The 25,707-nt window shown below is 66.6% G+C and carries 26 protein-coding genes and 1 pseudogene; 17 read left to right on the top strand and 10 right to left on the bottom strand.

Annotation, left to right across the window (positions count from 1 at the left end; translation table 11 throughout):
- The first annotated feature begins 209 nt into the window (after window positions 1-209).
- The 10 genes from ACE3PU_RS13515 to ACE3PU_RS13560 all read left to right on the top strand — a co-directional run bounded on the left by ACE3PU_RS13515 (window position 210) and on the right by ACE3PU_RS13560 (window position 9,814).
- On the top strand, window positions 210-1,733 hold the full coding sequence (locus tag ACE3PU_RS13515; protein WP_374390625.1) for a TolC family protein: 1,524 nt from the start codon (window positions 210-212) through the stop codon (window positions 1,731-1,733).
- The gene (locus ACE3PU_RS13520; protein ID WP_374390626.1) at window positions 1,730-2,791 is read left to right on the top strand and encodes an HlyD family secretion protein; all 1,062 of its coding nucleotides are present in this window, start codon (window positions 1,730-1,732) and stop codon (window positions 2,789-2,791) included. The genes ACE3PU_RS13515 and ACE3PU_RS13520 overlap by 4 nt, the downstream gene beginning before the upstream one ends.
- Window positions 2,788-5,076, top strand: a complete 2,289-nt coding sequence (locus ACE3PU_RS13525; RefSeq protein ID WP_374390627.1) for an ABC transporter permease — start codon at window positions 2,788-2,790, stop codon at window positions 5,074-5,076. Before ACE3PU_RS13520 ends, ACE3PU_RS13525 begins: the two co-directional genes overlap by 4 nt.
- A gap of 619 nt (window positions 5,077-5,695) precedes the next feature.
- Window positions 5,696-6,043 (top strand): putative quinol monooxygenase, encoded by a 348-nt coding sequence (locus ACE3PU_RS13530; protein ID WP_288760351.1) that lies wholly within the window; start codon window positions 5,696-5,698, stop codon window positions 6,041-6,043.
- A gap of 479 nt (window positions 6,044-6,522) precedes the next feature.
- Window positions 6,523-6,681 carry an excalibur calcium-binding domain-containing protein gene (locus tag ACE3PU_RS13535; RefSeq protein ID WP_374390628.1) on the top strand — a complete coding sequence of 53 codons (159 nt, stop codon included), beginning with the start codon at window positions 6,523-6,525 and terminating at the stop codon, window positions 6,679-6,681.
- 146 nt (window positions 6,682-6,827) lie between these two features.
- Window positions 6,828-7,454: a site-specific integrase gene (locus tag ACE3PU_RS13540; RefSeq protein WP_374390629.1), complete on the top strand. Its 627-nt coding sequence runs from the start codon at window positions 6,828-6,830 to the stop codon at window positions 7,452-7,454.
- 169 nt (window positions 7,455-7,623) lie between these two features.
- Complete coding sequence (locus tag ACE3PU_RS13545; RefSeq protein ID WP_343829403.1) at window positions 7,624-7,917, top strand: autorepressor SdpR family transcription factor; 294 nt, start codon at window positions 7,624-7,626, stop codon at window positions 7,915-7,917.
- The gene (locus tag ACE3PU_RS13550; protein ID WP_343829404.1) at window positions 7,914-8,285 is read left to right on the top strand and encodes an ammonium transporter; all 372 of its coding nucleotides are present in this window, start codon (window positions 7,914-7,916) and stop codon (window positions 8,283-8,285) included. The genes ACE3PU_RS13545 and ACE3PU_RS13550 overlap by 4 nt, the downstream gene beginning before the upstream one ends.
- Before the next feature lie 154 nt (window positions 8,286-8,439).
- Entirely contained in the window at window positions 8,440-9,342 is a 903-nt protein-coding gene (locus tag ACE3PU_RS13555) for a TraB/GumN family protein (protein ID WP_374390630.1), read from the top strand.
- Between the two features lie 241 nt (window positions 9,343-9,583).
- Window positions 9,584-9,814, top strand: a complete 231-nt coding sequence (locus tag ACE3PU_RS13560) for a hypothetical protein (RefSeq protein ID WP_374390631.1) — start codon at window positions 9,584-9,586, stop codon at window positions 9,812-9,814.
- Between the two features lie 600 nt (window positions 9,815-10,414).
- On the opposite strand, the gene fixJ is transcribed toward ACE3PU_RS13560, so the two are convergent.
- Both fixJ and ACE3PU_RS13570 read right to left on the bottom strand, forming a co-directional pair.
- The gene (gene fixJ / locus ACE3PU_RS13565; RefSeq protein ID WP_374390632.1) at window positions 10,415-11,029 is read right to left on the bottom strand and encodes a response regulator FixJ; all 615 of its coding nucleotides are present in this window, start codon (window positions 11,027-11,029) and stop codon (window positions 10,415-10,417) included.
- Complete coding sequence (locus ACE3PU_RS13570; RefSeq protein WP_374390633.1) at window positions 11,019-12,497, bottom strand: sensor histidine kinase; 1,479 nt, start codon at window positions 12,495-12,497, stop codon at window positions 11,019-11,021. The genes fixJ and ACE3PU_RS13570 overlap by 11 nt, the downstream gene beginning before the upstream one ends.
- Window positions 12,498-12,648: 151 nt before the next feature.
- On the opposite strand from ACE3PU_RS13570, the gene ACE3PU_RS13575 reads away from it, so the two are divergent.
- Together ACE3PU_RS13575 and ACE3PU_RS13580 are read left to right on the top strand one after the other, a co-directional pair.
- Complete coding sequence (locus ACE3PU_RS13575; RefSeq protein ID WP_374390634.1) at window positions 12,649-13,338, top strand: alternative oxidase; 690 nt, start codon at window positions 12,649-12,651, stop codon at window positions 13,336-13,338.
- 320 nt (window positions 13,339-13,658) lie between these two features.
- Entirely contained in the window at window positions 13,659-14,609 is a 951-nt protein-coding gene (locus tag ACE3PU_RS13580) for an HPP family protein (protein WP_374390635.1), read from the top strand.
- A gap of 146 nt (window positions 14,610-14,755) precedes the next feature.
- Here ACE3PU_RS13580 and ACE3PU_RS13585 read toward each other — a convergent pair.
- The 3 genes and pseudogenes from ACE3PU_RS13585 to ACE3PU_RS13595 all read right to left on the bottom strand — a co-directional run bounded on the left by ACE3PU_RS13585 (window position 14,756) and on the right by ACE3PU_RS13595 (window position 16,865).
- Window positions 14,756-15,514, bottom strand: a pseudogene (locus ACE3PU_RS13585) (IS5 family transposase).
- Between the two features lie 574 nt (window positions 15,515-16,088).
- The gene (locus ACE3PU_RS13590; protein WP_374390636.1) at window positions 16,089-16,283 is read right to left on the bottom strand and encodes a hypothetical protein; all 195 of its coding nucleotides are present in this window, start codon (window positions 16,281-16,283) and stop codon (window positions 16,089-16,091) included.
- A gap of 333 nt (window positions 16,284-16,616) precedes the next feature.
- The gene (locus ACE3PU_RS13595) at window positions 16,617-16,865 is read right to left on the bottom strand and encodes a hypothetical protein (protein WP_374390637.1); all 249 of its coding nucleotides are present in this window, start codon (window positions 16,863-16,865) and stop codon (window positions 16,617-16,619) included.
- Between the two features lie 30 nt (window positions 16,866-16,895).
- On the opposite strand from ACE3PU_RS13595, the gene ACE3PU_RS13600 reads away from it, so the two are divergent.
- Window positions 16,896-17,237, top strand: coding sequence for a hypothetical protein (locus ACE3PU_RS13600; RefSeq protein WP_374390638.1), 342 nt, complete (start codon window positions 16,896-16,898; stop codon window positions 17,235-17,237).
- Between the two features lie 60 nt (window positions 17,238-17,297).
- On the opposite strand, the gene ACE3PU_RS13605 is transcribed toward ACE3PU_RS13600, so the two are convergent.
- On the bottom strand, window positions 17,298-17,663 hold the full coding sequence (locus tag ACE3PU_RS13605) for a hypothetical protein (RefSeq protein WP_374390639.1): 366 nt from the start codon (window positions 17,661-17,663) through the stop codon (window positions 17,298-17,300).
- 267 nt (window positions 17,664-17,930) lie between these two features.
- Between ACE3PU_RS13605 and ACE3PU_RS13610 the strand changes: the two genes are divergently transcribed.
- Window positions 17,931-19,331 carry an alpha/beta fold hydrolase gene (locus ACE3PU_RS13610; RefSeq protein ID WP_374390640.1) on the top strand — a complete coding sequence of 467 codons (1,401 nt, stop codon included), beginning with the start codon at window positions 17,931-17,933 and terminating at the stop codon, window positions 19,329-19,331.
- A 28-nt stretch (window positions 19,332-19,359) separates the two neighbouring features.
- On the opposite strand, the gene ACE3PU_RS13615 is transcribed toward ACE3PU_RS13610, so the two are convergent.
- Window positions 19,360-19,746 carry a hypothetical protein gene (locus tag ACE3PU_RS13615; RefSeq protein WP_374390641.1) on the bottom strand — a complete coding sequence of 129 codons (387 nt, stop codon included), beginning with the start codon at window positions 19,744-19,746 and terminating at the stop codon, window positions 19,360-19,362.
- A gap of 16 nt (window positions 19,747-19,762) precedes the next feature.
- Window positions 19,763-20,695 (bottom strand): AraC family transcriptional regulator N-terminal domain-containing protein, encoded by a 933-nt coding sequence (locus ACE3PU_RS13620; protein ID WP_374390642.1) that lies wholly within the window; start codon window positions 20,693-20,695, stop codon window positions 19,763-19,765.
- Between the two features lie 158 nt (window positions 20,696-20,853).
- On the opposite strand from ACE3PU_RS13620, the gene ACE3PU_RS13625 reads away from it, so the two are divergent.
- Both ACE3PU_RS13625 and ACE3PU_RS13630 read left to right on the top strand, forming a co-directional pair.
- Window positions 20,854-21,777, top strand: coding sequence for an SDR family oxidoreductase (locus ACE3PU_RS13625; RefSeq protein WP_374390643.1), 924 nt, complete (start codon window positions 20,854-20,856; stop codon window positions 21,775-21,777).
- Entirely contained in the window at window positions 21,774-23,066 is a 1,293-nt protein-coding gene (locus ACE3PU_RS13630) for an MFS transporter (protein WP_374390644.1), read from the top strand. The genes ACE3PU_RS13625 and ACE3PU_RS13630 overlap by 4 nt, the downstream gene beginning before the upstream one ends.
- A 148-nt stretch (window positions 23,067-23,214) precedes the next feature.
- Here the strand turns inward: ACE3PU_RS13630 and ACE3PU_RS13635 are convergent, their stop codons facing one another.
- Both ACE3PU_RS13635 and ACE3PU_RS13640 read right to left on the bottom strand, forming a co-directional pair.
- Complete coding sequence (locus ACE3PU_RS13635) at window positions 23,215-23,946, bottom strand: anti-sigma factor (RefSeq protein WP_374390645.1); 732 nt, start codon at window positions 23,944-23,946, stop codon at window positions 23,215-23,217.
- On the bottom strand, window positions 23,943-24,446 hold the full coding sequence (locus tag ACE3PU_RS13640; RefSeq protein ID WP_374390646.1) for an RNA polymerase sigma factor: 504 nt from the start codon (window positions 24,444-24,446) through the stop codon (window positions 23,943-23,945). Before ACE3PU_RS13640 ends, ACE3PU_RS13635 begins: the two co-directional genes overlap by 4 nt.
- Before the next feature lie 109 nt (window positions 24,447-24,555).
- Between ACE3PU_RS13640 and ACE3PU_RS13645 the strand changes: the two genes are divergently transcribed.
- Window positions 24,556-25,707: S8 family serine peptidase (locus tag ACE3PU_RS13645; protein WP_374390647.1), on the top strand; the 1,152-nt coding region annotated here is incomplete at its 3' end.

The raw sequence follows: 25,707 nt of genomic DNA on the forward strand, positions 1-25,707 counted from the left end.
CGCTGGTGTTTGCCGCATATTTGGTCTCTACCGCCGCCTTTGACTCCAAGGCGAACTAAGGGATGTCAGCTTCTAGCCAATTAACTTTCAACGGCGTGCGCTCGATAACGAGGATAGGGCTGGACCTTTGGCCGATTTCGCAACGCCAGTTGCTGGACGTAACGGCTGCGCTTGAGTTATTTGGTCGTTCCTGACGGCGGGGTGAAACGATGCGTGCAGCTTGGATCGGTTCAGTTGCTGTCGGCGTTTTGGCCGGATCAGCGCCGAACGCCCTTGCGGCGGTCTCCCAAGTTCAGGCCGCGCCCCAAGAGGCGGCCCAAGGCGTGGCCACAGTCGCTCTGACCTTTGCGGCTGCTCAACAACGTTTGCGCTCCAATTCCAGTCTCGGTCGCGCTGCGGGCTATGGGATGCAGGCCGCGAGGGCCCAGGCGGATGTGGCTGCCGGGCTGAATCGGCCGACCGTAGCGCTCGATGCTCAGTTGATCCGTTATCGCAAAACATTCGATCTCTCGCTGGGTGACACGCTGGACCGCGCGCAGGCCGAGCTCGGCGCCGCCATTCCTGGGCTCATCGCGGACTTGCCCGGTGTGCCGGGTGACATGTTGCAGAGTGTCGGTCAGCGGCTGGAAGCGGCGCTTCCCGAATTTTTCGCCGCCTTGCCGCAAGACGTCCGACTGCAGATCGACGACACGACCTTTCGCCCCACAGTGACGGCGCTTCAGCCGATCTACACCGGCGGCGCAATCCCAGCCTTACGACGAGCGGCGTCGGCCAATGTGGATCTGGCGCAGGCGAAACAGCAGGAAGCGGTCAGTCTGGAGGACGTAAATCTGGCGCGGGCTTACTTTGGCCAGGTGCTGGCAGCCGAAGCGCTGAAGATCGCACGCGAGACCCGTGACGGCTTCGATCTGCATTTGCGCAACGCTCGACTGCTGGAATCGCAAGGCGTGCTCAGCCACGCCCAGACGCTTCAGGTCGAAGTCGCCCGCGATGCGGCGCAGCGGCAGGTCAACAGGGCCGAACTGGAGCACGACAACGCCGTGGCGTCCCTCGCTAGGGTTGTTGACACCAATGGCGCCGTCGTTCCAACCACGCCCCTGTTCGTAAACCGCGACCCAGTCGGTCCAGCCGGCGTGTTTCTTGACCAGGCAAGCCAGGCTAACGCTCGCCTTGCGCAGGCCCAAGCCGGGCGCGATCTGGCTGAGGCGGGCGCCGATCTTGCGGCGTCACGAATGAAGCCGTCCGTCTATGCATTTGGAACCTACAATCTGAATCCAGACGACGCTCTGCCGACCGAGCCGGATTGGGCGGTCGGGATCGGCGCGCGCTACACTCTGATTTCGACGGTGGATCGACGACGCATGCTGGGCGCAGCGCGCGCTCACGCCTCGGCTGCTGCGGAGGTGGAACGACAGGCCCGAGACGACGCCCGATTGCTGGTCACGCGAGCCTATAATCAGGCGGAATTGGCGCGTCGTCAGTTTTTGAGCATGGACAGCAGCCTGCAGGCCGCCAGCGAGAATCTTAGAGTTCAGGAGGTTGGGTTCCGTGAAGGCGAGGCCACTGCCACCTCGGTCGTAGACGCCCGCAATCTTCTGGGGGGTGCGCGTTTGCAACGCGCAGCAGCAGCTTACGAATATGATCTCAGCCTGGCCGCCCTGCTAGCGGCGTCGGGAAGCGATCTGACATTGAATGACTATCTGCAACGCGAAGATCGGATCAGCGCGCCATGAGCGAGACGCCTCCCTTTGCCGATGCCCCGACAAACGGTGCGCCGACCTTTGCGGCCGGTCGTACGTCTGCACGACGACGCGTTCTGCCTGTGATCGTGGTCGTCGGTCTCGTACTGCTGCTCGCCTTCATCATCGCTGGCCTCTTCCTTGCGGCCCGTCCTGCCAAGGATCAGGTTCAGGGCATGGTAGAGGCCGAAACCTTCACCGTAGCGACCAAGGTGCCGAGCCGCGTGGAGCGCTTTCTGGCGTCAGAGGGCGATCAGGTGAAGGCAGGTCAAGAGTTGGCTCTGATGAGCAGCCCGGAGGTTACAGCAAAGGAGGCTCAGGCCCGGGCCTTGCTTCAGTCGAGTGAGGCCATTCAGTCGATGAGCCGCGAAGGCGCTCGGCGCGAAGATGTGAAGTCGGTCGAGTCCGTCTGGCGCGCCGCTCAGGCGACGGCTCGTTTGGCGGACCAGACTGCGCGGCGGGCGGAAAATCTGTTCGCCGAAGGCGTGATTTCCGCCCAACGCCGTGACGAAGCCGTAGCCGCTCGCGCTGCTACAGCCTCGCAGTCCGAAGCCGCCCGTCAGCAGTATCTGAAGGCGTTGGCAGGGACACGGCCGCAGGAAAAATCCGTTGCCGATGCCAATGTGCAAGGCGCGCAGGCCGCAGTCGCCGAGGTCCAAAGCCTCCAGGGTGAGACACGACTGCTTGCTCCAAACGACGGCGAGGTTGCGGAGCGTTTCGCCAATGTCGGCGAGCTCGTGCTCACGGGCGTGCCAGTCTTCACAATCGTGGACATCGGCGACCCTTGGGTTACGTTCAGTGTGCGCGAGGATCAGTTTCGCGATCTGAAAATCGGCGCGATCGTGCGTGGCGATGTGCCTGCACTCGGCCTCGCTGACGTCGCCTTCCGGATCACCGCCATCAATCCTCAAGGCGAGTTCGCCACCTGGCGCTCAACCCGGCAGTCGAGCGGCTATGACGTGCGAAGCTTTCAGGTCAAGGCCAAGCCTGTTCGACCTGTCAGCGGCCTGAGGCCTGGCATGAGCGTGCTGTTCGATTGGTCCGCACGGTGAAACGCCTCGCGGCCGTCTTCGTATCGGCCGTTTGGGACGAGGCGCGCGTCCTGGTGAGCCGACGGTGGGACGCGTTCGTCGCCTTTGGCCTGCCACTGATCCTGCTGATGGTCATCGCGACGATGCTGGCCCCTGGAGTGATCCGTCAGGCCCCGGTCGCCGTGGTCGATCAGGACAATTCGGTCTTCAGCCGCGCCGCAATTCGCAACATGGAGGCGAGCGCCGGTGTTCGCGTGACCCATGCTCCGGCGACGATGACGGAGGCCATGGCCTTGATGCGACGGGGCAAGATTTACAGCGTCGCTCATTTCCCAGCAGGTTTTTCTGACGGGGCGTTTCGTCGGCCGGAACAGGTGACCGTGTCGTTCAATGGCGCCTTCCAGACGGTCGGCGCCTTGTCGGCCTTGGGGCAGAGCGCGGCCATCGCATCAGCGGCCGGCCAGCAGTTGCAAGAACGCGCGCGCCAGAGAGGATTGCCCGAAACCGCATTGCAACACCCCGCTGTTCAGGTGTCGATCGTCGGCAATCCGCAGCTCAGCTTCGAGCTTTTTCTCGGCGGACTTCTGGCGCCGGGTGTCCTTCATCTGCTGGCGGCTTGTTCCGCGGTGTTGGCGGTTGGTCGGCAAATGCAGGGCGGCTCATTCAAACGCTTCAAGGCCGAGATGGGCGGCTTCACGACGACAGCTCTGATCGGGCGACTCATTCCGCACTTCGTGATCTTCAGCCTGTGGGGGTTGGCCTGGATCGCCTGGCTCGGCGGCGTCCGGGGCTGGGGTGTAGCAGGCTCTCTCCCTTTGCTGATCGTTGGCATACTCGCCTTGATGGCGGTGAGCGTTGTCTTGTCGGCTTTTCTGGTCTCTGCGCTTGGCGAGGTGGATATGGCGTTCTCGGCCACCGCCATCTATTCGGGCGCGGCTATCGCCTTTTCCAACGGCACTCTCCCGTTGGACCATGGGCCGCGCTTCGCCCGGATCTGGAGCGATATCCTTCCCTATACGCACTATCTACGGCTGCAGACGGGCCAGCTGGTCACGGGTGCGAGTTCCGCATCGGCATGGCGAGACTTGATGATTCTGAGCGGCGTCACCGTCATTGGTCTTCTTCTATCGGCGCTTTTCATCCGGGTACGAGCGCGTCTTGTCCCCAAGCCTGAGGATTTGAACTTTCCGCTTCCGCAACAGGGCGTTATCGCCGCCTTCGCCGCGACGTTCCGGAACCTGCCGAGTGCGCGGCCGGTCAGCAGTCTGCTGATCTTGGCCGTCGTCCTTTACGCCTTTTACTATCCGGCCGCCTATGCCGGACAGGCCGCGACGGGACTGCCCATCGCCATAGCGACACCGACGCAGACCGCGCTGACGCGCACTCTTGTCGAAGACCTGAATGCTTCGCGCGAGATCGAGGTCGCCGCCGTGATTTCATCCCCTGCTGAGGGCTTTGAACTGATGCGGCGGGGCGTGGTCGATGGGGTCGTCGTCCTGCCTCAGCGTTTTGAGCCCGATCTGGTCAGGGGGGCGCCGACGGGCGTGGCCATCTGGCTGAACGGCGGTTATCTGGTTCGTGTCACAGCGGTCGGCAGAGCCGTCGCCGCCGCAACAGCGCAGGTCGCCGAGGCGCAGTTGAAAGGGCTGCCTGATATCGCCCGCGCCGTCAGATTAGCGCCGACCCTGAAGCAGGTTTCCCTCTTCAACCCGACGGAGGGCTACGGCGGTTACGCCGTGCCGGCGGTCAGTCTTATCATCTTGCAGCAGACGCTATTGCTGGGAGCCGGCGTGATCACAGCCGTGCGTCGAGAGACCGGCGCGGCTAGGCTGAAACGCAGCGCGCGCTTGGGTCTGTGGCTGGCGCTTACGGCGATTGGGACAGCCTCCAGCCTCTTCTATTTCGGTTTCGTGTTCTGGTTTCAGGACTATCCCCGCGCAGGCAACCTGATCGGCGTCCTACTGCTAGCGCCAATTTTTTCAGCGGCGGTCGCCGCTGTGGGTCTGCTTCTAGGCGCGCTTTTCGATCGCCACGAACGGGTCTTGCAGGTTCTGGTCGGCACTTCCGCGCCCTTGTTCTTCTTGTCCGGCGCTGCGTGGCCGCATTTCATGATGCCTGAAGGTCTTGTCTGGCTCGCGCATTTTTCACCGTCTACCGCTGCCGTTCAGGCTTTTGTTCGCCTGAACGCCATGGGTGCCAGCCTTTGGGAAGTCTCAGGTTTGGCAGCCATTCTGACAGGCCTCGCTGTCATCTATGGCGGGGTCTGGGTCGTGTGTGGAACATTGCGTTCTGACCTGCTTCGATGACGTCAGGCGCCAACAAATCCGTTAGCTCGGGAGGAACAAAAAACTCTATCTCGACATCGGAATGGATGGCGACACTGCGGATGTCGGATCGTATGGCGCTTTGGCTGACATTCGCACTATCCATCGAAGGTGAACTGTTCAAACATCGGCGACGGGCCTAGATCAGAACTCAACGAACAATCAGTAACTAGGCCCACGCCGAGCTTCTATGTCGCGTTCTTGCAAAGCCGCCAATGTCCGCTTCTGGCGCTTCTGAGACCTTGAGGTCGACCGCCGCTCGTGACTCAAGCCGGCCATCGGCGACGTCTGCTGCCGAGCCGGCAGGTCCTAACGACGCTGGCCTGTCTTTGGTGATGTACCGGCCGCCGTCGCGCCGCCTCAAGCCACAATTCCCGATCCTTCAAACCGAGCTCGAACCCGGAGAGTTGGCGCCATGCAACCGAACCGCAGCGGAGGGGCCGAGGCCTTGCTCCACCCCGGGGACCAGCGGAACGCGGAAAAAAAGTCGGGCGGATAGTCATCTACCGCCGGTGCGACGCGGACCTCGGTTCGGTATGGACGCAGCCAATACCGCCGCGGAGCGTTGCCATGACGCCCAAGAGCTCGAAAGGAGACCGTGATGGCCGATGCTGAAACCCGCTCACCTGTGAACAAGGCGCTGTTCGTGCGATTGCGCGCGAAGCCCGGCAAGGAGGCCGATGTCGAGGCCTTCCTGCGAGACGGCCTGGCGGCCGTTATGGAGGAGCGGGACACGACCACGTGGTATGCTGTTCGCTTCGGCCACGACGACTTCGCCATTTTCGACACCTTCCCGAGTGATGCGGGACGGCTCGCCCATCTCGCGGGGAAGGTTGGGCGTGCGCTCGTCGCCAGAACCCCGGAATTGCTCGACGGGCTGCCGAAAATCGAGGACGCACAGGTTCTCGCGTACAAACTAACCGACCAAAGCGGTGAGATCCGGAACTAAGCGGGGATCGTGGCCGCCCGGCTGTCGTCTTCTAAATGCGGGAGCCGATTAGCCAGATTTGGGATGCGCGAGAGGTAAGGCTGCTTAGAGCCCCTGTAGCATGTCGCGTTCCAGTGGCGAGCGGTTTCCCAACACCGCTGAGCGGCCAACCCCCATCAAGTTGTGCTGGCTGCTCTGCGGCCTCGGCTCCATGCCTGCGAGGCGTTCTCCATCTGACCTCGGCCGGCTTGGCTGAATGGCTCGAATCCGTAGGCGTGCCAACGTCCGCTCCTGGCGCGGAGGCGCCGTTCACCGTTCTGAGCGACGTTCTAGAAACCTGGATGCACCATGGTGGCTGAATGGCGCGGTACCCACACAGAAGGTCGAAGCGTTCCAATCCGAAGCCGACGCCGTTGTGGTTGGCCGGGGTGGGGACGTTCGCCATAGCCTATGTTGGAGCGACATACGTTCTCTCGCCGGACGCTCCCGGAAAGGCGCAGATGCGTCGAGAATGGAGCAAGCGCACCACGGATCAGCAATACTCAGGGTGCGCCCAGGCACGGGCCAATAAACACGAGAACATCGCTTCATGGGAGCCAAGCTACCGATCTCAAATGGACGGGGATGGCGATGGTCTAGCCTGCGAGCCCTACCGTTGAACATCCTCTGAGGTTTGTGGCGCACGTGGCGGACGATCCCGGCGGTCCAATATCGGCGTTGCGGTCAAAGTCCGGCTGGGGCGCTAAAGAAATCCTGAAAGCGTAGCATGGAGAGGACAGGGAGGCGACCTTAGTGGAGTTTGGCCATGCGCCAGTCTGACCTTTTCATCCAACCCAAGCGCCCATGGAACGCCGGCCGTCTGATCGGCCCAAAGCCCCCACTGAAGCCGAAGCACATCTGGGCCATTCGACAGCAGTTGAAGGTTGCGAAAAGAGTGCGCGATCTTGCGATGTTTAATTGCGCTTTGGATTCCAAGCTTCGAGCCTGTGATCTCGTTCGACTCCGTGTCAGCGACGTCGCGCCCGGTGGTGCGCTTCGCCAGCGATCAATCGTCATTCAGCAGAAGACCGGACGGCCCGTACCTTTCGAGATAACGGAGCCTGCGCGCGACGCTATCCCCGCGTGGCTGAATATTCGCGGCCAGCGCGACGATGACTGGCTATTCCCGAGCCGGAGCCGGCCCGGTCACCACGTCGGCACTCGACAATACGCCCGGCTCGTTGATCGTTGGGTTCGGATGATCGACCTCGAACCGCAGGGCTACGGGACCCACAGCCTCAGGCGCACGAAGGTGTCGCTCGTCTACAAAAAGACAGGCAACCTCCGCGCCTGTCAGCTGCTGCTCGGGCACAGAAAGCTGGAGAGCACCGTCAGGTACCTCGGTATCGAGGTGGACGATGCTCTGGAGATGTCAGAACAGATTGATCTGTGACACACGACCGGGCCCGGAAGCGGACCCGGTCATTGTCGCCAATGGGTGGCTAGCGAACGTTCAGACGGCTCCTAGATCATGGTTGGCGGTAAGCTGATGATCCTCGGCTTCGGACCAACTGACCATTCTCGTGTTGACTACGATTAGACGATTAGCTAATACTCACATCATGAGTTCGGTCTTCAAAGCCCTTTCGGATCCCACGCGTCGCCGCGTCCTGCAGATGCTGCGTGCAGGCCCGCTGAGCGCCGGTGCGATCAGCGATCAGTTCGACGTGTCGAAGCCGACCATGTCGGCGCACTTCGCGGTGCTGAAAGAGGCTGACCTGGTTCACACGGAGAAGGCCGGCAAGGCCGTCATCTATCATCTGAAGCTCTCGGTGCTGGAAGACGCGCTGCTGGGCTTCGTCAACTCTTTCGAGCCGAGTGTCGGGACTCCGGCCGCCAAGGACACAGCGAAATGAACAAGGATCTGATCAAGAGCCTGATGGTGGCCGGAGGGCTGATCGCCGTGGCGCTCGCCGCCACCTCAGCTCGATCGATGGGCCTCATCGACGGCGATGCCGTGACCCGCCTGGTCATGGGGGCCACCGGGCTGATGCTTGTCTGGTATGGCAACAGAATGCCCAAGACCTTCGTGCCGGCGGCAAAGGCGCGCCAGGTCCAACGCGTCGGAGGCTGGTCCATGGTTCTGAGCGGCTTGATCTACGCCGGGCTCTGGGCGTTCGCGCCGCTTGACCTAGCCTTCACGGCCGGTTGCGCGGTGGTGGTCGCTGGCCTGGTCATGACCATCGGCTACTGCCTGTCGCTGAGACGCAAGGCGGTCGCCTGAAGCGCCGAGCGGGTCCTACAACGCGTCGCCAGCCAGTGACCACAGGCCTGTCCGCCTGATCGCGCCCACGATCGACTGACCTAACTTTTCCCCTCCTCGATCTCACGCGCGGACTGATCCGCGTGATCGATCCCTCATGCCCGGAGATCATCCCATGATCCAGCCAACCTTCCTCCGTCGCGCCCTTGTCGGCGCGGCGCTCGCTCTGAGCGCACTCCTGTCGAGCGCGGCGACGGCCCAGACGCCGTCATCGCCCCGCCCGGCACTGTGGGTGCTGAGTGACGCGGATTCGACCGTTTACCTGTTCGGCACAATCCATTTCATGCGACCGGACACCAACTGGCGGACTGACGAAGTAGCGGCGGCGCTGGCGGCGTCTCAGTCGCTGGTGCTCGAGGTCGCCGACCCCGAAGACCAGGCCGCGGTCGTTCCGCTGATCCAGCAGTACGGCAGATCGCCCGAGCGACCTCTCTCCACCCTGCTGAGCCCTGATGAGTTTAAGCGCTTTGACTCCGCCGCCAGCGCGCTCGGCGCGTCGGGGGCTCAGATGGACACCCTCAGGCCTTGGCTCGCCGGCGTGATGCTGTCGGCCGCCATTCCGGCGCGGGGCGGGTTCGATGCGGCTTCCGGCGTGGACGTCCTTCTCCGCGCGGACGCCAAGCGTGCAGGGTTGCCGCTCAAGGGGCTGGAGACTCCCGAGGACCAAATCCGAATGCTCTCGGGCTTCCCTGAAGACGGCCAGCTTGCCTTCCTTCGCAACACCCTCGACACGTTTGACCAGGCGCCCACCGAACTGGCGCAACTGGCGGACGCCTGGGGCCGCGGCGATGTCGACAGGATCGCCGACGTTACGCTCGACCCGATGAGGACGCGCAGTTCTGCAGTTTATCAGACCGTGATCGTTGAGAGAAACCGTCGCTGGGCGGGTCAGATCGCCCAGATGCTGGATGGCTCAGGCACGACATTTGTCGCCGTGGGCGCGCTGCATCTAGCAGGAGACCATAGCGTTCAGGACTTCCTACGCCAGGGCGGGTTTGCAGCGGTTCGCGTTCAGTGAGGTCGGACGAGGGCCGTTAGCGCGGCCTTCACCAGTCATTGCATTCCGATGTGGTTAGCTTTCACCGCAGGGTCCGCAAAGGGTCGGATGGGATGTTCCGTTAGAAAAAGGATGAGGCGGAATGCAAAGCCGAAGCGCCTAGGCGGGCCGGCTGCGGAGATATTTCCGTCACAGAACCATGATGGCCCGGTTGGAAACGGCCGCTAGACGACGCTCACGGCTTCAATCGCCCGGGCTCGAGATGTTCACCTTCGACGAGGCGAAAACGCGCTGGTTCATGAGGAGCGTCCTGCCGCATGAACCAGCGCTCCGATCATGGCTGAGCCGAAAGCGGAGCACGGGAATCGACGTGGATGACGTAATCCAGGAAACTTACACGGTCCTGGCGGCGCGCGAGGTCATCGACGACACCCTGTCTCACAAGCTAAAGACAACCCTTCCGATCGGCGTCACAGACGCGAGCAACCCCTGAGCCTTCCGTCGCAGATGACGTCGTCGTGCCGATCAGATCCTCGACGGTGAGCGGCGTCATCTCGCTCGTCTTCATCGGCCTGGCCGTTATCATCGGCGTCGGAGCCGTGGGTTCCGTCTTGGGTGCCGGTGCAAACACCGCCGTTCCGTCAACCGAGTCGGCCGACGCCGACCCATCGACCACCGCGAGCTCCGATGCGTCAGCGGCGGACACGTCTCATGTTCCATCGGATCCGGAAGCGGGGCCGGAGCGGAGATCGCAGCTTCGTATGCAGAGCGCTAGGCACGAGGACAGACCGTCAGCGATCGACAAGGCGACCTCTTCTCCGACCGATGGTGATTCAGGCCCTTCCGCAAACGCCAGCATCGTTCGCCCCGCCGAGACGGCCCACGGTGCCACCCCGAAGGATCTAGAAGGTCTGTTCTGAAGCCATCATCCGAACGGCCGGTGCCGCAGGTCCGAAAGGAACTCCGGCCCGATCATCGCCGCGGCACATCAGGGTCGCGCCGCGGAATTCAGATAGAGGAATAGAGTCGCGGGTGCGCCAGAAGCGGAAACTGCCCCAAGTCCGAAAACGCGACATCTAGAATTGCTTGGCCATCATTCATGAATGGGCTGCAGGGTTAGGACCATCCGCACCAATTCCGACAGGCTCCCCGCCTGCATTTTCGACATCAGGTTGGCGCGATAGACCTCGACGGTGCGCGGGCTGATGTCGAGGTCGTAGGCGATGACCTTGTTGGCGTGCCCCTCGACGAGCCCCTTCAGCACATCCCGCTCCCGGCCGGACAGGCTGTCGAAGCGGGCGGCGATCTCCCGGCGCTCGGCCTCTGCCGACGCCGCTTCGCCGGCCTTATCGACGACGCGCCGGATCGCCGCCAGCAGCAGGTCGTCGTCGAACGGCTTCTCGATGAAATCGGCTACCCCGGCGTGCATCGCCTCGATCGCCAGAGGCACGTCGGCATGACCGGTGATGATGATCACCGGCTCGCGTGATCCGCCGTCACGCAAGCGCCGCGCCAGTTCGATGCCGGTCATCTCGGGCATGCGAACGTCGGTGACGATGCAGCCGGGCGATCGATCGGACGCGGCGAGAAAGGCGACAGCGGACTCATGGGTGCGGACCGTCAGATCGGCGGTCTCCAGCAGGAAGGCGATCGAGTCTCGCACGGCGGCGTCGTCATCGATCACATGGACGACGGTTTCATTCGCCATCGACCGGCTCCTCTTCAAGGTGGGCGCGCTGCAGGGTGAAGTGGAAATCGGTCCCGCCCGCGTCGTTGGCTTCAAACCAGATTCGGCCGCCGTGGGCCTCGATGATCGTGCGCGAGATCGACAGGCCGACGCCCATGCCGGTGCGCTTGGTCGTCACGAACGGCTGGAACAGCTGGTCCGCCACCTCAGGTAAAATCCCCGCCCCGGTGTCGGAGACCGTGATGCGCACATGCTCGTCGTCGATCGTGGCGACCGTGATCCCGAGGTCCCTGACCGGCGCATCCTCCATCACATCGACGGCGTTGCGGATCAGGTTCAGTAGCACCTGCTGCACCTGAACCTTGTCGGCGACCACCCGGTCGGCGGCGGGATCGACATCGAAGCGAACGCGGACGCCGTGCTCGCGCGCGCCGACCAGCGCCAGGGCGCTGGCCTCCTCCACCAGCTTGGGCAGGTCCTCGATGCGCCGCTCGGTCTCTCCCCGCGCAACGAAATCACGCAGACGGCGGATGATGACGCCGGCGCGCAGGGCCTGCTCAGCGGCGCGATCGACGGCGTCCGCCACCCGCTCCAGCGGGACCGTCTCGGCCGCCAGCAGACGCCGCGAGCCCTTCAGATAGTTGGCGATGGCCGTCAGCGGCTGGTTCAGTTCGTGCGCCAGGGCCGACGCCATTTCGCCAAGCGCGGTCAGGCGCGAGACGCGCACCAGGTCGGCCTGGAGCTCCTGCAGGCGCGCCTCCGCCTGCTGCCGCTCGGTCAGGTCGCGAACGAATCCGGTGAAGAAGCGTCCTTCGGCGGTGCGCATCTCGCCGACAGCCAGCTCCATCGGAAAGGTCGAGCCGTCCCGGCGCTCGCCCACGACCACCCGGCCCAGGCCGATGATCCGCCGCTCACCGGTGCGATAGTACCGCTCCAGATAGCCGTCGTGCGCCTCGCGGTGGGGCGACGGCATCAGGACGCTGACGTTCCGGCCGACCGCCTCGTCCGCCGTCCAGCCGAACAGACGTTCCGCCGCGGGGCTGAAGGCCCGCATGACCCCCTTGTCGTCGATCAGGATCATGGCCTCCGGCACAGTGTTGAGGATCAGGCGCAGATGGGTCTCGCGGCCCGAAAGCTCGCGGTGCGCGCGCTGAAACCACTCTCCGCCCAGCGTTACGGCGGCGGCGACGATGAGGAACAGCAGGGTCTCCAGCCAGGACGGCTCGGTGGTCCGCGCCAGTGCCAGACCGCCGAACAGCCCCAGCAGCGTCGCGAAGACGCCTGGCCCGGCGCCCCCGAGCGCCGCGCCGACCACGACGGCCGGCACGAAGATCAGGAAGGACGCCTGCGCGTCCAACGGGTCCGGCAGTTGCAGCCGCACCAGGGCCGCCAGGCCGGCGACGAGCAGCGCCGCCCCCGCAGCGATCCACGGCGAGTGCGGTCGGATCAGGGCCGACGGCGAGGTGATCGGCGATCGGAAGACGCGCATCGATCCTTCCCTACCCTTTCCGGCCACCGCTCCGCGCCTCCGCAATTCCCCCTAGGGTCAAGACCCAAATACCGGGATGCAGGGAGTGGTTCTACACCGCCGTCATCGCTAGACGCCGGATGGACCGGCGGACATCCCAAGGATACAGGCCATGAGCGCCCCCCTCGTCGATCTCTCCATCCACCACCAGCCCAAGGGGCTGTCGGACCGCGTCGCCTTCGGCTTCACCAAGCTGCTGCGCTGGTGCGCCGACACCTTCTTCGCCAAGCGCTACGGCCACCGCGCCGTCGTTCTGGAGACGGTCGCGGCCGTGCCCGGGATGGTCGGCGCCACCATCAACCACCTCAGCTGCCTGCGCCGCATGTGCGACGACAAGGGGTGGATCAAGACGCTGATGGACGAGGCCGAAAACGAGCGCATGCACCTGATGACCTTCATCGAGGTGGCCAAGCCGACCCTGTTCGAGCGGTTTGTCATCGTCGCCGTCCAGTGGGTCTTCTACCTGTTCTTCTTCGGGCTTTACCTCGTCTCCTCCAAGACAGCACACCGCGTGGTCGGCTATTTCGAGGAAGAGGCGGTGATCAGCTACACCCACTACCTGGCCGAGATCGACGAGGGCCGCAGCCCGAACGTGCCCGCCCCCGCGATCGCCAAGGCCTACTGGGGCCTGCCGGAGGACGCCACCCTGCGCGACGTGGTGCTGGTCGTCCGGGCCGACGAAGCCCACCACCGCGACGTCAACCACAGCTACGCCAACGAGCTCGGCGGCCTGCCGGTCCAGGCGGTGGCGCCCTGCCCGCCCCACATCGCCCTGGAACCCACCTGGAAGACCGCGGCCTGACCGCGACCCAGCTTGGATGAAGCCTCCGCCGGCATTCCGGCGGAGGCGGCGTCCGCGAGCCGGCGCGCCCGAACGGCGAACGTCCAGGCCATCTTGTTCTGAGAATTTCTACCAGCACCTCCTAGTCTAAAGGCTTTGTGTCAGGCGCCCCTCTCGGGCATGAGCGGCGAATGCTTGATGTCCTCCGGACGCATTTGGCCGGAGGGGCCCCCTTCCCTCCCAAGGGAACGCTGCGCGGCGCCGCGGGCGGGGCTCTCGGGATCGCACTATGCGGCGTGCTCGCCCGCAGCCTGATCGACGGGCGCCTATCCTTCGATCCCTTGCTGGCCACGCCGATCGGCGCCTCGGCCGTGCTGGTCTTCGCCGTGCCCGCCAGCCCGCTCGCCCAGCCGCGGGCGGTGATCGGCGGCAACGTCCTGGCCGCCCTGGCCGGAGTGGCCTGCGGCAGCGCGTTTTCGGAGCCCCTGCTCGCCGCGAGCGCGGCCGTCGGGCTCGCCATCGCCGTCATGGCCGTGTGCAACTGCCTGCATCCGCCGGGCGGCGCCATGGCCCTCGGCGCGGCGATCGCCGCCTCGTCGCCCAATCCGCCGGGCTACGACTACGCGCTCATTCCTGTGGGCCTCTGCTCCGTCCTGCTGGTTCTGGCAGGCGTCCTCTACGGACGCGTCAGCGGCCACGCCTATCCGCACCGGGTCGCGGGCGCGGCCAGACCCCACGGCACGCGCGACCGCCCGCCGGCCGAGAGATTCGGCTATACGCCCGCCGACCTTGACGGCGCCCTGGCGCGCTACGGCGAACTGCTCGACGTCGGACGCGACGACCTCGACGCCCTGTTTCGCGAGGTGGAGCTTCAGGCCCATCGCCGGCTCCACGCCGTGATCGCCTGCGGCCAGATCATGTCGCGCGACGTGATCGCTCTCCGGATCGATGAGGGCGCGGAAACCGCGCTGGCGCGGCTGCAGCGCCACGACCTCAGAACCGCCCCGGTCATCGACGCAAGCGGCCGTGTCCGCGGAATGGCGCGCCGCGCGGAGTTGCTGGCCGGTGCGCACGGCCCTGTCGGCGACGTCCTCGATCCCGTCGCCCACACGGTCCGGCCCGAGGATCCGGTCGAAACGCTCCTCCCCCTGCTGTCGAGCGGGGCCGCCCATGAAGTTCTCGTCGTGGATCAGGACGATCGGCTCGTCGGCGTGATCACCCAGACCGACCTGTTGTCGATGCTCTACCGGGCCCACGTGGTGGAGGCCGTCGTGTCCGCGCGAGCGGCCTGACACGCCGATCGGCGGGCTGATGTGCGCGGTCGGGTCAGCGCTTTCGACTAGGTCGGTTTATCCGCATCCTTGGGAACTGGCTTTTCTCCCGGTTCAGACGCCTCGGTCCGGTCTCGGAATACGGCCGCGCGCGCTAGGCTCAGGACTCATAGCCAGAACAGGACGGTAGCGGCGAGGGCTATGGCGGACAGGAAGACGGTCGGACAGCGATCGTAGCGGGTGGCGACGCGGCGCCAGTCTTTCAGGCGTCCAAACATGATTTCGATCCGGTTTCGCCGCTTGTACCGTCGCTTGTCGTAGCGGATGGGTTCGGTGCGGGTTTTGCGGCCTGGGATGCAGGGCGTGATGCCTCTGGCCTGCAAGGCGTCCCTGAACCAATCGGCGTCATAGCCTCGATCGCCGAGCAGCCACTGCGCCCGGGGAAGGCTGTCCAGAAGAGCGGCGGCGCCGGTGTAGTCGCTGACCTGACCCGCCGTCATGAACAGGCTGATGGGGCGTCCGTTGGCATCTGTCACGGCGTGAAGCTTGGTGTTCATCCCGCCTTTCGTGCGCCCAATCGGTCGCCCGAGGCCCCCTTTTTTACCCGCAGGCTCGAAGCCGTGCGGTGCGCCTTCAGATAGGTCGCGTCGATCATGACCGTGCGGCGTTCGGTCTGAGCCCCGGACAGGCCCTCCATCATCCGGATGAAGACGCCCGCCTCACTCCATCGCTTCCAGCGATTGTAGAGGGTCTTGTGAGGACCGTAAGCCGCCGGCGCATCGCGCCAGCGCAGCCCGTTGCGGTTGACGAAGATGATCCCGCTCAGCACCCGGCGATCATCCACCCTCGGCTTTGCCGTGGCTCTTGGGAAAATAGGGTTCCAGCCGAGCCATCTGCTCGTCCGTCAGCCAATACAGGTCACTCATAATCCAGACTCCTCAGGAGCCTGAATCAGATCGCGCCCATCACATCAATGGGTCCTGAGCCTAGGGGATGATCACGACCCACCGGACGTCCGATGTAACCTAGAATCCAAATGGAAACGCCACGCTACGCCCGCCCCGATTATTCCGCTTCCAACACCTGCCGAGATAAACGCTACTGGAATGGGCACAGTTATTTCCAGAACCCGGAATGACAGAGGCCAGATGATGATCAATACCCCTGCGGTAATGACGGCGATACCGGAAGATAGACCAACATTTATACGAGACGGGATCTTACCTTTGTAAGCAGACTTTGGTCCGAAGATACCTCCAAGGGCCAATGAAACTACCCACAAGGCAGGAACGAGCCAGCCCAAAATCGGCGATGTTGAACTCATGATCGAAAGATTTAGTGCCCAGCACATCGCCAGAACTGAGAAGCCAGTCATCACGACCGGAATCTTCGATTGATTGTAAATCGCCATTGAGAACCAGACCTATATTCGGGACGCAAGGTCCGCAATGGGTCGGATGAGGACGGTCATCTTGATCCCATGCGCGTTGCGCACGGTAATCAGAGAGCCCGGTTCGCGCCCGGCGGACGCTTCAGCAGGATGCCGAAGGCCGGAAACTCGAAGCGGCGTTCCGGTTCGAAATGAACACGGGTCGATCGCAAGGCTCCGTAGAACAGCAGTTGTCCCGACCCCGGATCAGGCTGGTCGAACAAAGCCAGGCTGGCCACGTCTCGCGGCGGTACTTCGAACAGCACGGGGTGGTCGACAGCCAGGTGGGTTGCAGAGCGTCCGACAATCTTCACAGGATGCCGCGGCCACCATTCCTTCCCAAGACACTGCAAGCGTAAGCCGCGCCACAGCGGTCGAAGACGCGCGTTTGCTACAGCAGGCCGCCATCGAAAGTTGATCCGAGGCGTTTCGAGAGTCGAAGCTGGTCATCGCCGACGTGAGCGACCCTTGCGGGAAACCGATACGGCGGCTCTGTCAGAGCCGATAGAGGTCCCATGGCGATACGCGAGACGCCGCTTCGACGCCGTGCAGTGCTTACGGTCGCTTAAGGGGTTCGGCCTGATGCTCGCCGTGTGATCTCACCCGCCTGGCGTGACCGAACAATCCTCGCTCTGACGGCGGCTATGCCGATGGCCGTAGCCGTTCTGATCGCGTGGCTGGTGAAAGGCGGCTTCATCGCCGCCATTGGCCTGATTGTCGTCGCCGGTCTGGTGACGGCTCTTCTGGCTCTGGCGCCGCCAGTGAAGGCTGCGCGACTTCGGCTGCTCCGGCTCCGGTATCCTGTGCAATAGCTGTTCAGGCTGGACAGCCTCGAGCACAATCTGCACGGTGGCGTGTGTGTCGCAGGAGGTGCGTCAATGGCCGCATCAGACCTTTTGTTGATCATTGTGGTCGTGGCCGCCTTCGTGGCGATCACTGCCTTCATCGGGTTCGCGATGGCGACCGACGACAGCCACCGTCTCTATCCGGGCACGAAGGTTGACCGGTTCAGGGACATCATCGTCATGAACCTTCCGGCGATCCCCTTTCTCGCCCTACTGCTCGCCAGCTTCCTCACGGGCATTGAGGATGCCGCCCACTACACAATCCTGCTGGCGGTTTGCGCTGGCTTTACCTTGGCGGGCCATGTCCTGCCGCCCGTGAAGCGGGCGCGAGATCGTTGGAGAAAGGCCTATGCCAAGACCTCTCCTTGGCGGTGAGCAACCACGCTTCTGATTGACGGCCTGCCGATCCAAGAGAGCCTGTTCTCCCGACCGTCGTCAGGGTCGGCGCGCCGCGTAGAGGTCGTCCAGCCGGAAGCGGCGGGCGAGGATGTCGTCGCCGAAGCGGTCGCCGATGCAGTCGCCCGACAGCTGGGTCACGCCGGCGGCCCAGGCGGCGAGGGCCAGGCTGGTGCGGGTGACGCCGTAGAGGCTGCTGGGGGCGCGCATCCGCTCGGCGGCGGCCACCACCGCGTTCAGCCGGGCCAGGACGGCCGGCTCCGCGACCGGCCCGTCGGGCTTGACGATCAGGCCGGCGACGCCGGTCGTCTCCCAGCGGCGGACGTCGGACTCGCCGGCGGGGACGCGCAGGTGGACCCCGCGCGCGACCGGCCGGAGCTGGGCCACCAGCTCGGCCACGCGCATCGCGGGCGCGCCGGGGGGCGTGTCCGTCAGCTCGACGACCAGCCGCGGGCCCCAGCCGAGGTCGGCCGTCTGCGCCGCGCAGGCCGCGCAGGAAGTCGATGCGCCGGGGCCTCGGCCGCGACGCCGTCAAGCAGCGCCTCCAGGCGGTCGGCGCGCTGGCGAACAGGCTGATCTCATTGCGAGAATTTAATGCGGCGCGCCGCATCCGCCGTCCTCGCCCGAAGGCTCTGCCGTCACGGCATGAGGGTCGTGCCGCGGGGATCGAACATGTCGAAGACCATCTGTAGCGCCGGCGCCCGGCTGGCCCTTGGTTGTCTGATCGCTGTGATGGCTTGCGGCGTCGCGATCGCGGGGGACGAGTTCTCGCCTTGCGCGGACGCCGCCCTGCCTGGCTTGGCGGGAAGTCTCTGCGCCACCCATCGTGCGCCGCTCCGGCCGAACGATCCGGACACGCGCGCCGTGGAGCTCTTCATCCGAAAGTTCCCGTCGACCCGCGGGGTGACGACCGGTCAGGTCTGGCTGGTCGCCGGCGGTCCGGGAGAAAGCGGTGCGTCGTTCTACCCCTTTCTGGATGTGTTCCGCGCCGCGTTTCCGGGCCGCGATCTGATGATTCCGGACCATCGCGGCACCGGCTATTCCACCCGGCTCTGCCCCGCCGAAGAGGATGAAGGCAGTCCAGGCGGCCGCGCCCTGGCGGGCGCCGAGTGGGGGTCGTGCATCGGCGGCATGTACGCCGACCGCGATCGAACCCAAGCGTTCACGGTCACCAACGCCTCGCATGATCTGGCGGCGCTGATCACTCGCTATCGCACCGAGGGGTCCGTCTCGGTCTATGGAGTTTCTTACGGGACGCAGCTCGTCCTGCGGATGCTCCAGACCGCGCCGGTGGCGCTCGACGCCGTCGTTCTCGACGGGCTTGTCCCCCTGGAGGCTTCTGCCGAGCTGGATCTGAGCCATCGGACGGCGATCGTGGACAAGGTCGGCCGGAGCCTTTTGAGCGTGGACGAAATCCAGGCCTATGAGGCCCTGCTCGCCGACCCGGATCGGCGTGCGCTGTGGGCGGACGCAGCGCCGGGCGGCGACCTCCGACGGTTTTTGGCCGCGCTGCTGAACTTCCCCGCTTTGCGCGACCAGATCCCGGCGGTCATCTCCGCCCTGAGCCACGGCGACAACGCACCGCTTCTGGCGGTCCGGGCGGGATTGGACGCGGAACGTGAACCGTTTGGCCGATACCCGCAGTCCTCCCCGGCTCTTCCGCTGGTCGTTCTGATGAATGCGTCCGAGAACAACGGGCGGCGCGACCTGACCGCGGAGGATGTCGAGCGCGAAGCCCGCGGCGCCCTCTTCACCAGCCCGCTGCCGGGCCTGCTGGTGGACGTATCGGCGCCGCTCTACGATCGGGATGGCTATTACGGCCGAAGCCCGGACGCGGCGCCGCGCACCCTGGTGATCCACGGTACGCTTGATCCCAATACGCCCTACGAAGGGGCGGTCGCCCACGCCGCGAAACTCGCCGAGGCCGGGGAGGTGACGTTCGCCACGGTGGTGTCCGGGGCGCACATGCTGCCCTTTGCGGCGCCCGAGTGTTTCGTCCGGATCGTGTCGGCCTTCGACGCCGCCGCCGAAGTTCCGGGCTGGTGCGACGTTCGCGCTCGGACCGTTCCCTGAACGCCGGGTCGCGGACCGGCGCGAGCGTTCAGGCCGTTCGTCGCCGGTGCGGCCAGAACAGGCCGTAGGCCAGGCCGACCAGAAGCAGGGCCTGCGCCGTATGCAGCCAGTTCACCGAACTGTTCCGCCCCATGAGCACCACGAGCAGGACCACTCCGGCGAATGTGGCGAAGATCGCCCTGCCTGATCGCCGGGGAAACAGAGCATTCGTCAGTCGCCAACTGGCGACCATTCCAAGGCAGGTGGACAGGGCCGCCTCGATGGCGAAACGCGGCCAGGCGTAGCCCATGGGACCGAGAAGCAGCGAGACAAGCCAGCCCACGCACAGGGCCGCCACGACATAGGCCGCCATCGAGACCCCGCAGGCGGCGATCACGCGCGCGAAAACCAAACTTCTGTGCTGGACGCGTTCCATGACACGGTCTCGCGGATCAGGTGGGCTCGGCGAGGGCGACAGAACCAGAAAGGCCGCCGGACAGATTCGCTCTGGCGCGCTTCGTCTCGCGGTGCGGGGGATCGCCGAACATGCGGGCGTACTCGCGGCTGAACTGGGACACGCTCTCGTAGCCGACCGAAAAGGCCGCCGAGCCGGCGCGTTCGCCCTCGGTCAGCATGCGCCGACGGGCGTCCAGCAGGCGCAGGTGTTTCTGGTACTGCAGCGGCGACATCGAGGTCAGGGCCTTGAAGTGCTGGTGGAAGGCCGAGGGGCTCATGCCCGCCAGGCTGGCCAGGTCGCCGACGCTGAGCGGCGCGTCGAAATGGTCGCGCAGGTGGTGGATGGCCACGGCGATACGCTGCGGCGGACCTTCCGGAAGGACCATGCGCGCGACATTGGCGGCGGCCCGTCCGGTCATCAGCCAATAGGCGATCTCGCGCATCACGCCGGGGTACAGGATCTCGATCGCCTCGGGCTGTTCGACCAGTTCGATCAGGCGGATCATGGCGGCGGCGATCCGCTCGTCCACCTCTTCGACCACCAGCCCCAGGCCCGCCGGGCCGCCGGGCCGCGCGGCCTTGTCCATGCGGGTGACCACATCAAGGATGATGTCGGGATTCAGCGCCAGGGTCGCGCCGATGAACGGCTTTTCCGGCGTGGCCTCGATGATCTCGCTGAGCACCGGGACTTCGACCGTGATCACCAGCGACTGCATGTGGCCGTAGGTGAGCGTGCTGTCGCCGACCATCACCCGTTTGGCCGCCTGGGCGATCAGGCACAGCGACGGGCGATAGGTCATGTGCCGGGGCGGCACGACGCCATAGGTCCGGATCAGCCGCAACCCGGGCACCGGTGTCTCGACGCCGCCGTTCTCTATCCCCTGCCGGTCGAGGATTCCGGCGATGGCGTCGGTCAGTCGGCTGGTCATCGAAACCTCCGTTCCATGACCGCAAGGGCTACGCCCTTGAGCGCGGCCCCACAAGGCGGCCTGGAGTTTTGGGCAAGAAACGCGGCGCATCCGACATTCGCTTTTGCGATGCATCGCTCACCCTGAGGCCCTCAACGCCCCCGACCCGGAGCCCCGCCATGACCCGATGGACCGCCGCAGACATCCCCCCGCAGACCGGCAAGACCGCGCTTGTGACCGGCTCGGCCGGGCTGGGCTTCGAAACCGCCCGCGAACTGGCTCGCGCCGGAGCGCAGGTCATTGTCGCCAGCCGCAATCCGGAGACCGGGGCCGAGGCCGTCGCCCGGATCCGGGCGGAAATCCCGAACGCCGTGCTGCGCTTCGAGCCGGTCGACCTGGGCAGCCTGGCCTCGGTCTCGGCCCTGGCCGCCCGATTGCGGGCGCAGACCGACGTGCTGGATCTGCTGGTCAACAATGCGGGCGTCATGACGCCGCCGCGCCGCATGGAGACGGCAGACGGTTTCGAGCTTCAGTTCGGCACCAACCACCTGGCCCACTTCGCCCTGACCGGCCTCTTGTTGCCGCTGCTGGTGAATGCGGAACAGGCGCGCGTGGTGACCCTGTCCAGCATCGCGGCGCGCGGCGGCAAGATCGATTTCGCGGACCTGCAGCAGGGCGCCTATCGCCCCATGGCCGCCTATGCCCAATCCAAGCTGGCGTGCCTGATGTTCGGGCTGGAGCTTCAGCGACGCAGCCAGGCCGAGGGCTGGGGCCTGACCAGCATCCCGGTCCATCCCGGCATTTCCCGAACGGGTCTGCTCTACAACACGCCGGGCGGCGCCAGCGGCCTGCGACGGGCCATGCGCGCCATGCTGTGGTTCCTGTTCCAGCCCGTTCCCCAGGGCGCCCTGCCGAGCCTGTTCGCGGCGACGGCGCCGGAAGCCCAGGGAGGCGTCTACTACGGCCCGGACGGTCGGGCCGAGCTGAGCGGCTTTCCCGCCGAGGCCCGCATTCCGGCGCCGGCGCTCGACGAGGCCGCCTGCCGCCGCCTTTGGGAAACATCCGAGGCCCTGACCGGCGTGCAGTTCGAGGCCGGCCGATGACCGCCGTCGATTCCGGGTCCGCCGCCTATGCCGGCGGATGGCGGCTCTGGGGGCTGCTGGCGGCGCTTCTGCTGATCAGCGCCATCAGCCAGATCGACCGCATCCTGCCCTTCATCCTGGCCGAGGCGATCAAGACCGACCTGGGGCTGAGCGACACCCAGATCGGCCTGCTGACCGGGGCGGCCTTCGCGGTCTGCTACACGCTGCTGTCGCTGCCCTTGGCGCGCATGGCGGACCGGGGGTCGCCCCGGCTGGTGCTGCTGGGGTGTCTGCTGGTGTGGAGCGTGATGACGGCGCTCGGCGGGCTGGCGGCCAGCTTCGTCGTCCTGGCCCTGACCCGTTTCGGCGTGGCGTTCGGCGAGGCGGGCGGGATGCCGGCGGGGCACGCCTTGATCGCCCGCCAGGTCCGGCCCGAGCGGCGCGGCCTGGCCCTGGGCCTCTTTTCCATGGGCATTCCGCTGGGCACCATGGTCGGCTTCGCCGCCGGCGGGGCGATGGCGGACAGCGTCGGCTGGCGCACGGCGCTGGTCGGGGCGGGCGCGCTGGGCGGATTGGCCTTTCTGATGGCCCTGCTGGCGATCCGTCCGACGCCGCCCCGTCCACGGACCGAGGCCGACCGCACGCCCTTCGTCCGCGAGGCCCTGCGCCTGATGGCCGCGCCGGGCTTCCGCTGGCTGTTCGTGGCGGCCGTGACGATCGGCTTCGCCTCGGCGCCCTTCTACGTCTTCTCCTCCCCGTTTTTGATCCGCACCCACGGCTTCACGGCCAGCGAGGTTGGACTGACGTTCGGCCTGCTGCAGGGCGGGCTGGGCGTGGTCGGCGCCTTGCTGGGCGGTCGAGGGTTCGACCGGGCCGTGCGCTCGGGGCGGGGACGCATCATCGGCTTGCCGGGCTGGCTGTTCCTGATCTCGGCCGGCACGACCGCCGCGGCCCTGTTCGCGCCGACCGGCTGGATGTCGATCGTCCTGTTCGTGCCGACGATGTTCTCCTTCGCCCTGCTGCTGCCCTGGGCCTTCGGGGCGGCGCATCTGGTGGCGGGGCCCGGCAAACAGGCCCTGGCGACCAGTCTGATGTTGATCGGCTCCGGCCTCGTCGGACCGGCGCTGGGGCCCGTCATCGTCGGCGCCGTCAGCGACGCGGCGGCGGCCAACGGCCTGGGCAACACCGTGGGCCTGGGCCTGCTGATCGTTCCCGTCGCCAGCGCCCTGACCGGCGTCGCCACCCTGATCGCCAACGACCGGATCGCCGCGACGCGGGCCGCTTCAGAACCGCTGACCGTCAGCCGTTGAGGCGGCGCGCCAGCGGCGGTCATCGATCCGGCCCCTCGCATCGGACCGCCGGCAGATGGCGCCGGCGCCTCGGCCTGCAAGGCAAGACGACAGCTGGCCCCCAGGCTAGGTCGCTTCGCGCCAGGGGAGAGGGTCGCGCGGCGAGGTCTCAGAAGCGCCAGTCGGCGTCGCGGGCGCGCGCTTCGGCTGCGGCGTCCGCCGTCTGCCCGACGATCGCGGCGTCCACGGCGGCCAGGACGGGCTCGGGCGTGTCCGAACTCGCGGTCCGCACCTCGCCGCCGGCCGCGCCCAGCGGCGCCAGCACCCGCACGGCCCAGCCGTCGCCCTGGCGGCAGGCGAGGCCGGCCATGCCGTCCTCACGGGCCTGGAACGTTCGGCACCAGCGGCGCTCGCCGTCCTGGAAGGTCAAGCCCACGGCCCGGCCGTCGCCGTCCGGTCCCTCGGCGGCCAGCCGGCTGTCCAGAACCCGGACCAGACCGGCGTCCGCCAGAACGCCATCGGGCGACACGCGCAGGCCGTCGCGCCCATCGCCCAGCATCGGCCCGATCAGCACGCCGCCGATGAAGGCCGCCGTCGCCAGACCGGCCCAGACGACGGCCCGTCGTGGCGCAAGGACATCCGCAAGCGTCCGGCCGAGCCTGGCGAGCGGCGAGGGTCCGGCGACCGGCTCGGCCGAGATCAACCGGGCCAGGCCGGCGTCGCGGGCGTCCACGGTCGCCGGGAAGGCCGCGCGCGTCGCCGTCTGCAGCCGCCGCAGCGCCTGCATCCGCACGGCCAGATCGGGATCGGCCAGGGCGGTCGCCTCGAGCCGGGCGGTTTCCTCGGGCGAGAGTTCGCCGTCGCACCAGCGCATCAGGGTTTCGTCGTCAAAGGCGGTCATGCCGTCACTCCTTGGGCGGCGAGCGTCTGCATCAGGGACTGGCGGCCGCGCACAAGGCGGCTGGTCAGGGTGCCGGCGGGCACGCCCAGCACCTTGGCCGCCTCGGCGTAGGACAGGCCCTCCACCAGGACCAGGGCCAAGGCGTGCTTCTGGTCGTCGGGCAGGGCGTGGATCGCGTCGCGCACGGCCAGGGCGTCGGCGCGCAGGGCCTCGTCCGCCTGGGCGGCGTCGGGCACGCGGGCGGCGCCGTCGTCCTCGGGCGAGACAAGCTTGCCCCAGCGCTGGGCCGAGCGGCCCTCGTCTATGGCGATCCGTCTCATGATCGTGAAGGCCCAGCTGTCGAGCCGCGTCCCGGCCTGGAATTTCGCGCGAGAGGCCAGCGCCCGCTCGACCGTCTGCTGGACCAGGTCTTGCGCGTCCGCATCGCGGGACCGCAGAACCCGTGCAAAGCGGCGAAGGCGCGGAAGAAGCTCCACCAGCCCCGTCTGAAAATCGTCCAAGCGCGTTCCTCGTCCATTTGGGATGAAACGACCGGGCCCAGACGTTTCATCCATGCCATATCGAGAACGGAACGCCGCCCGAGGCAAGGGCGGATCGGAGGAGACGGACGTGACCGCGCTGAAACGCCTGACAGGTCTGATCGGAGCGGCCGTGCTGGCGGCCGCCGCGCCGGCCTGGGCGCAGATCGGGCCGATCCAGACGCCGACCCTCCCCGGCCTTCCCTCCGGCGTGACCGACCGACTGCCCGGGACGGGCGAGGTCGGGCGGCTGGCGGGACAGACGCTGGACCGCGCGCTTCAGGCGCCGTCGCGTCTGACCGGACTGATCCGCCGCTCGGGCGGTCGGCTGGAGCCCGACCCGCAGGGATGGCCCGTCGTCTCGGGCGAGATCGTCGCGATCGAGCTGTCCGGCCGCGCGCGGGCCGAAGCGCTGGCGGCGGGGTTTTCCGTCGTGCGCGAGGAAAGGCTGGAGGCGCTGGACCTGACGACCCTGATCCTGGCCCCGCCCCGGCGAATGTCGCTGGCCCGCGCCGTCGAACGGCTGAGGCGGATGGATCCCCATGCCGAAATCGCCTTCAACCATGTCCACGCCCCTGCGGGAGAGGCCGGAGAGACGGCGTTCGGCGGGGCCCCGCCCCCGGGGGCGGGGGGGTCCGGAGCCCGGCTGGGCCTTATCGACACGGGGGTGGAGGCGACCCATCCAGCCCTCACAGGCTCGGCGATCACCCAGCGCGGGTTCGCCGGGCCTGCGCGCATGGGCGCGCATGGGCTGGCCGTCGCCTCCCTGATGGTCGGGCGCAGCGGAGCGTTCGCGGGCGGATATGCCGGAGCGGCCCTGCTGGTGGCGGACATCTATGGCGGCGACGCGGCGGGCGGATCCTCGACCGCCTTGGCGCAGGCCCTCGCCTGGATGGTTCAGGAGCGGGTCGCGGTGGTGAACGTCAGCCTGGTCGGCCCCCGCAACGCCCTGGTCGAGCGGGCGGTCGCGCGGGCGCGGGCGCGGGGGACGACCGTGGTCGCCTCGGTCGGCAACGACGGCCCCGCGGCTCCGCCCCTGTTTCCGGCCGCCTATGAAGGCGTGGTGGGGGTCACCGCCGTCAACGGCCGGAACCGGGTCCTGCCCGAGGCCGGTCGGGGCGATCAGGTGGACTTCGCGGCGCCCGGCGCCGACATGGCCGCCGCCGGCCAGGCGGGAAGCTGGACCGCGGTGCGCGGCTCCTCCTTCGCCGCGCCGATCGTCGCCGGCCTGCTGGCGCGCGAG

The organism is Brevundimonas sp. (assembly GCF_041911375.1).
Taxonomy (GTDB): domain Bacteria; phylum Pseudomonadota; class Alphaproteobacteria; order Caulobacterales; family Caulobacteraceae; genus Brevundimonas.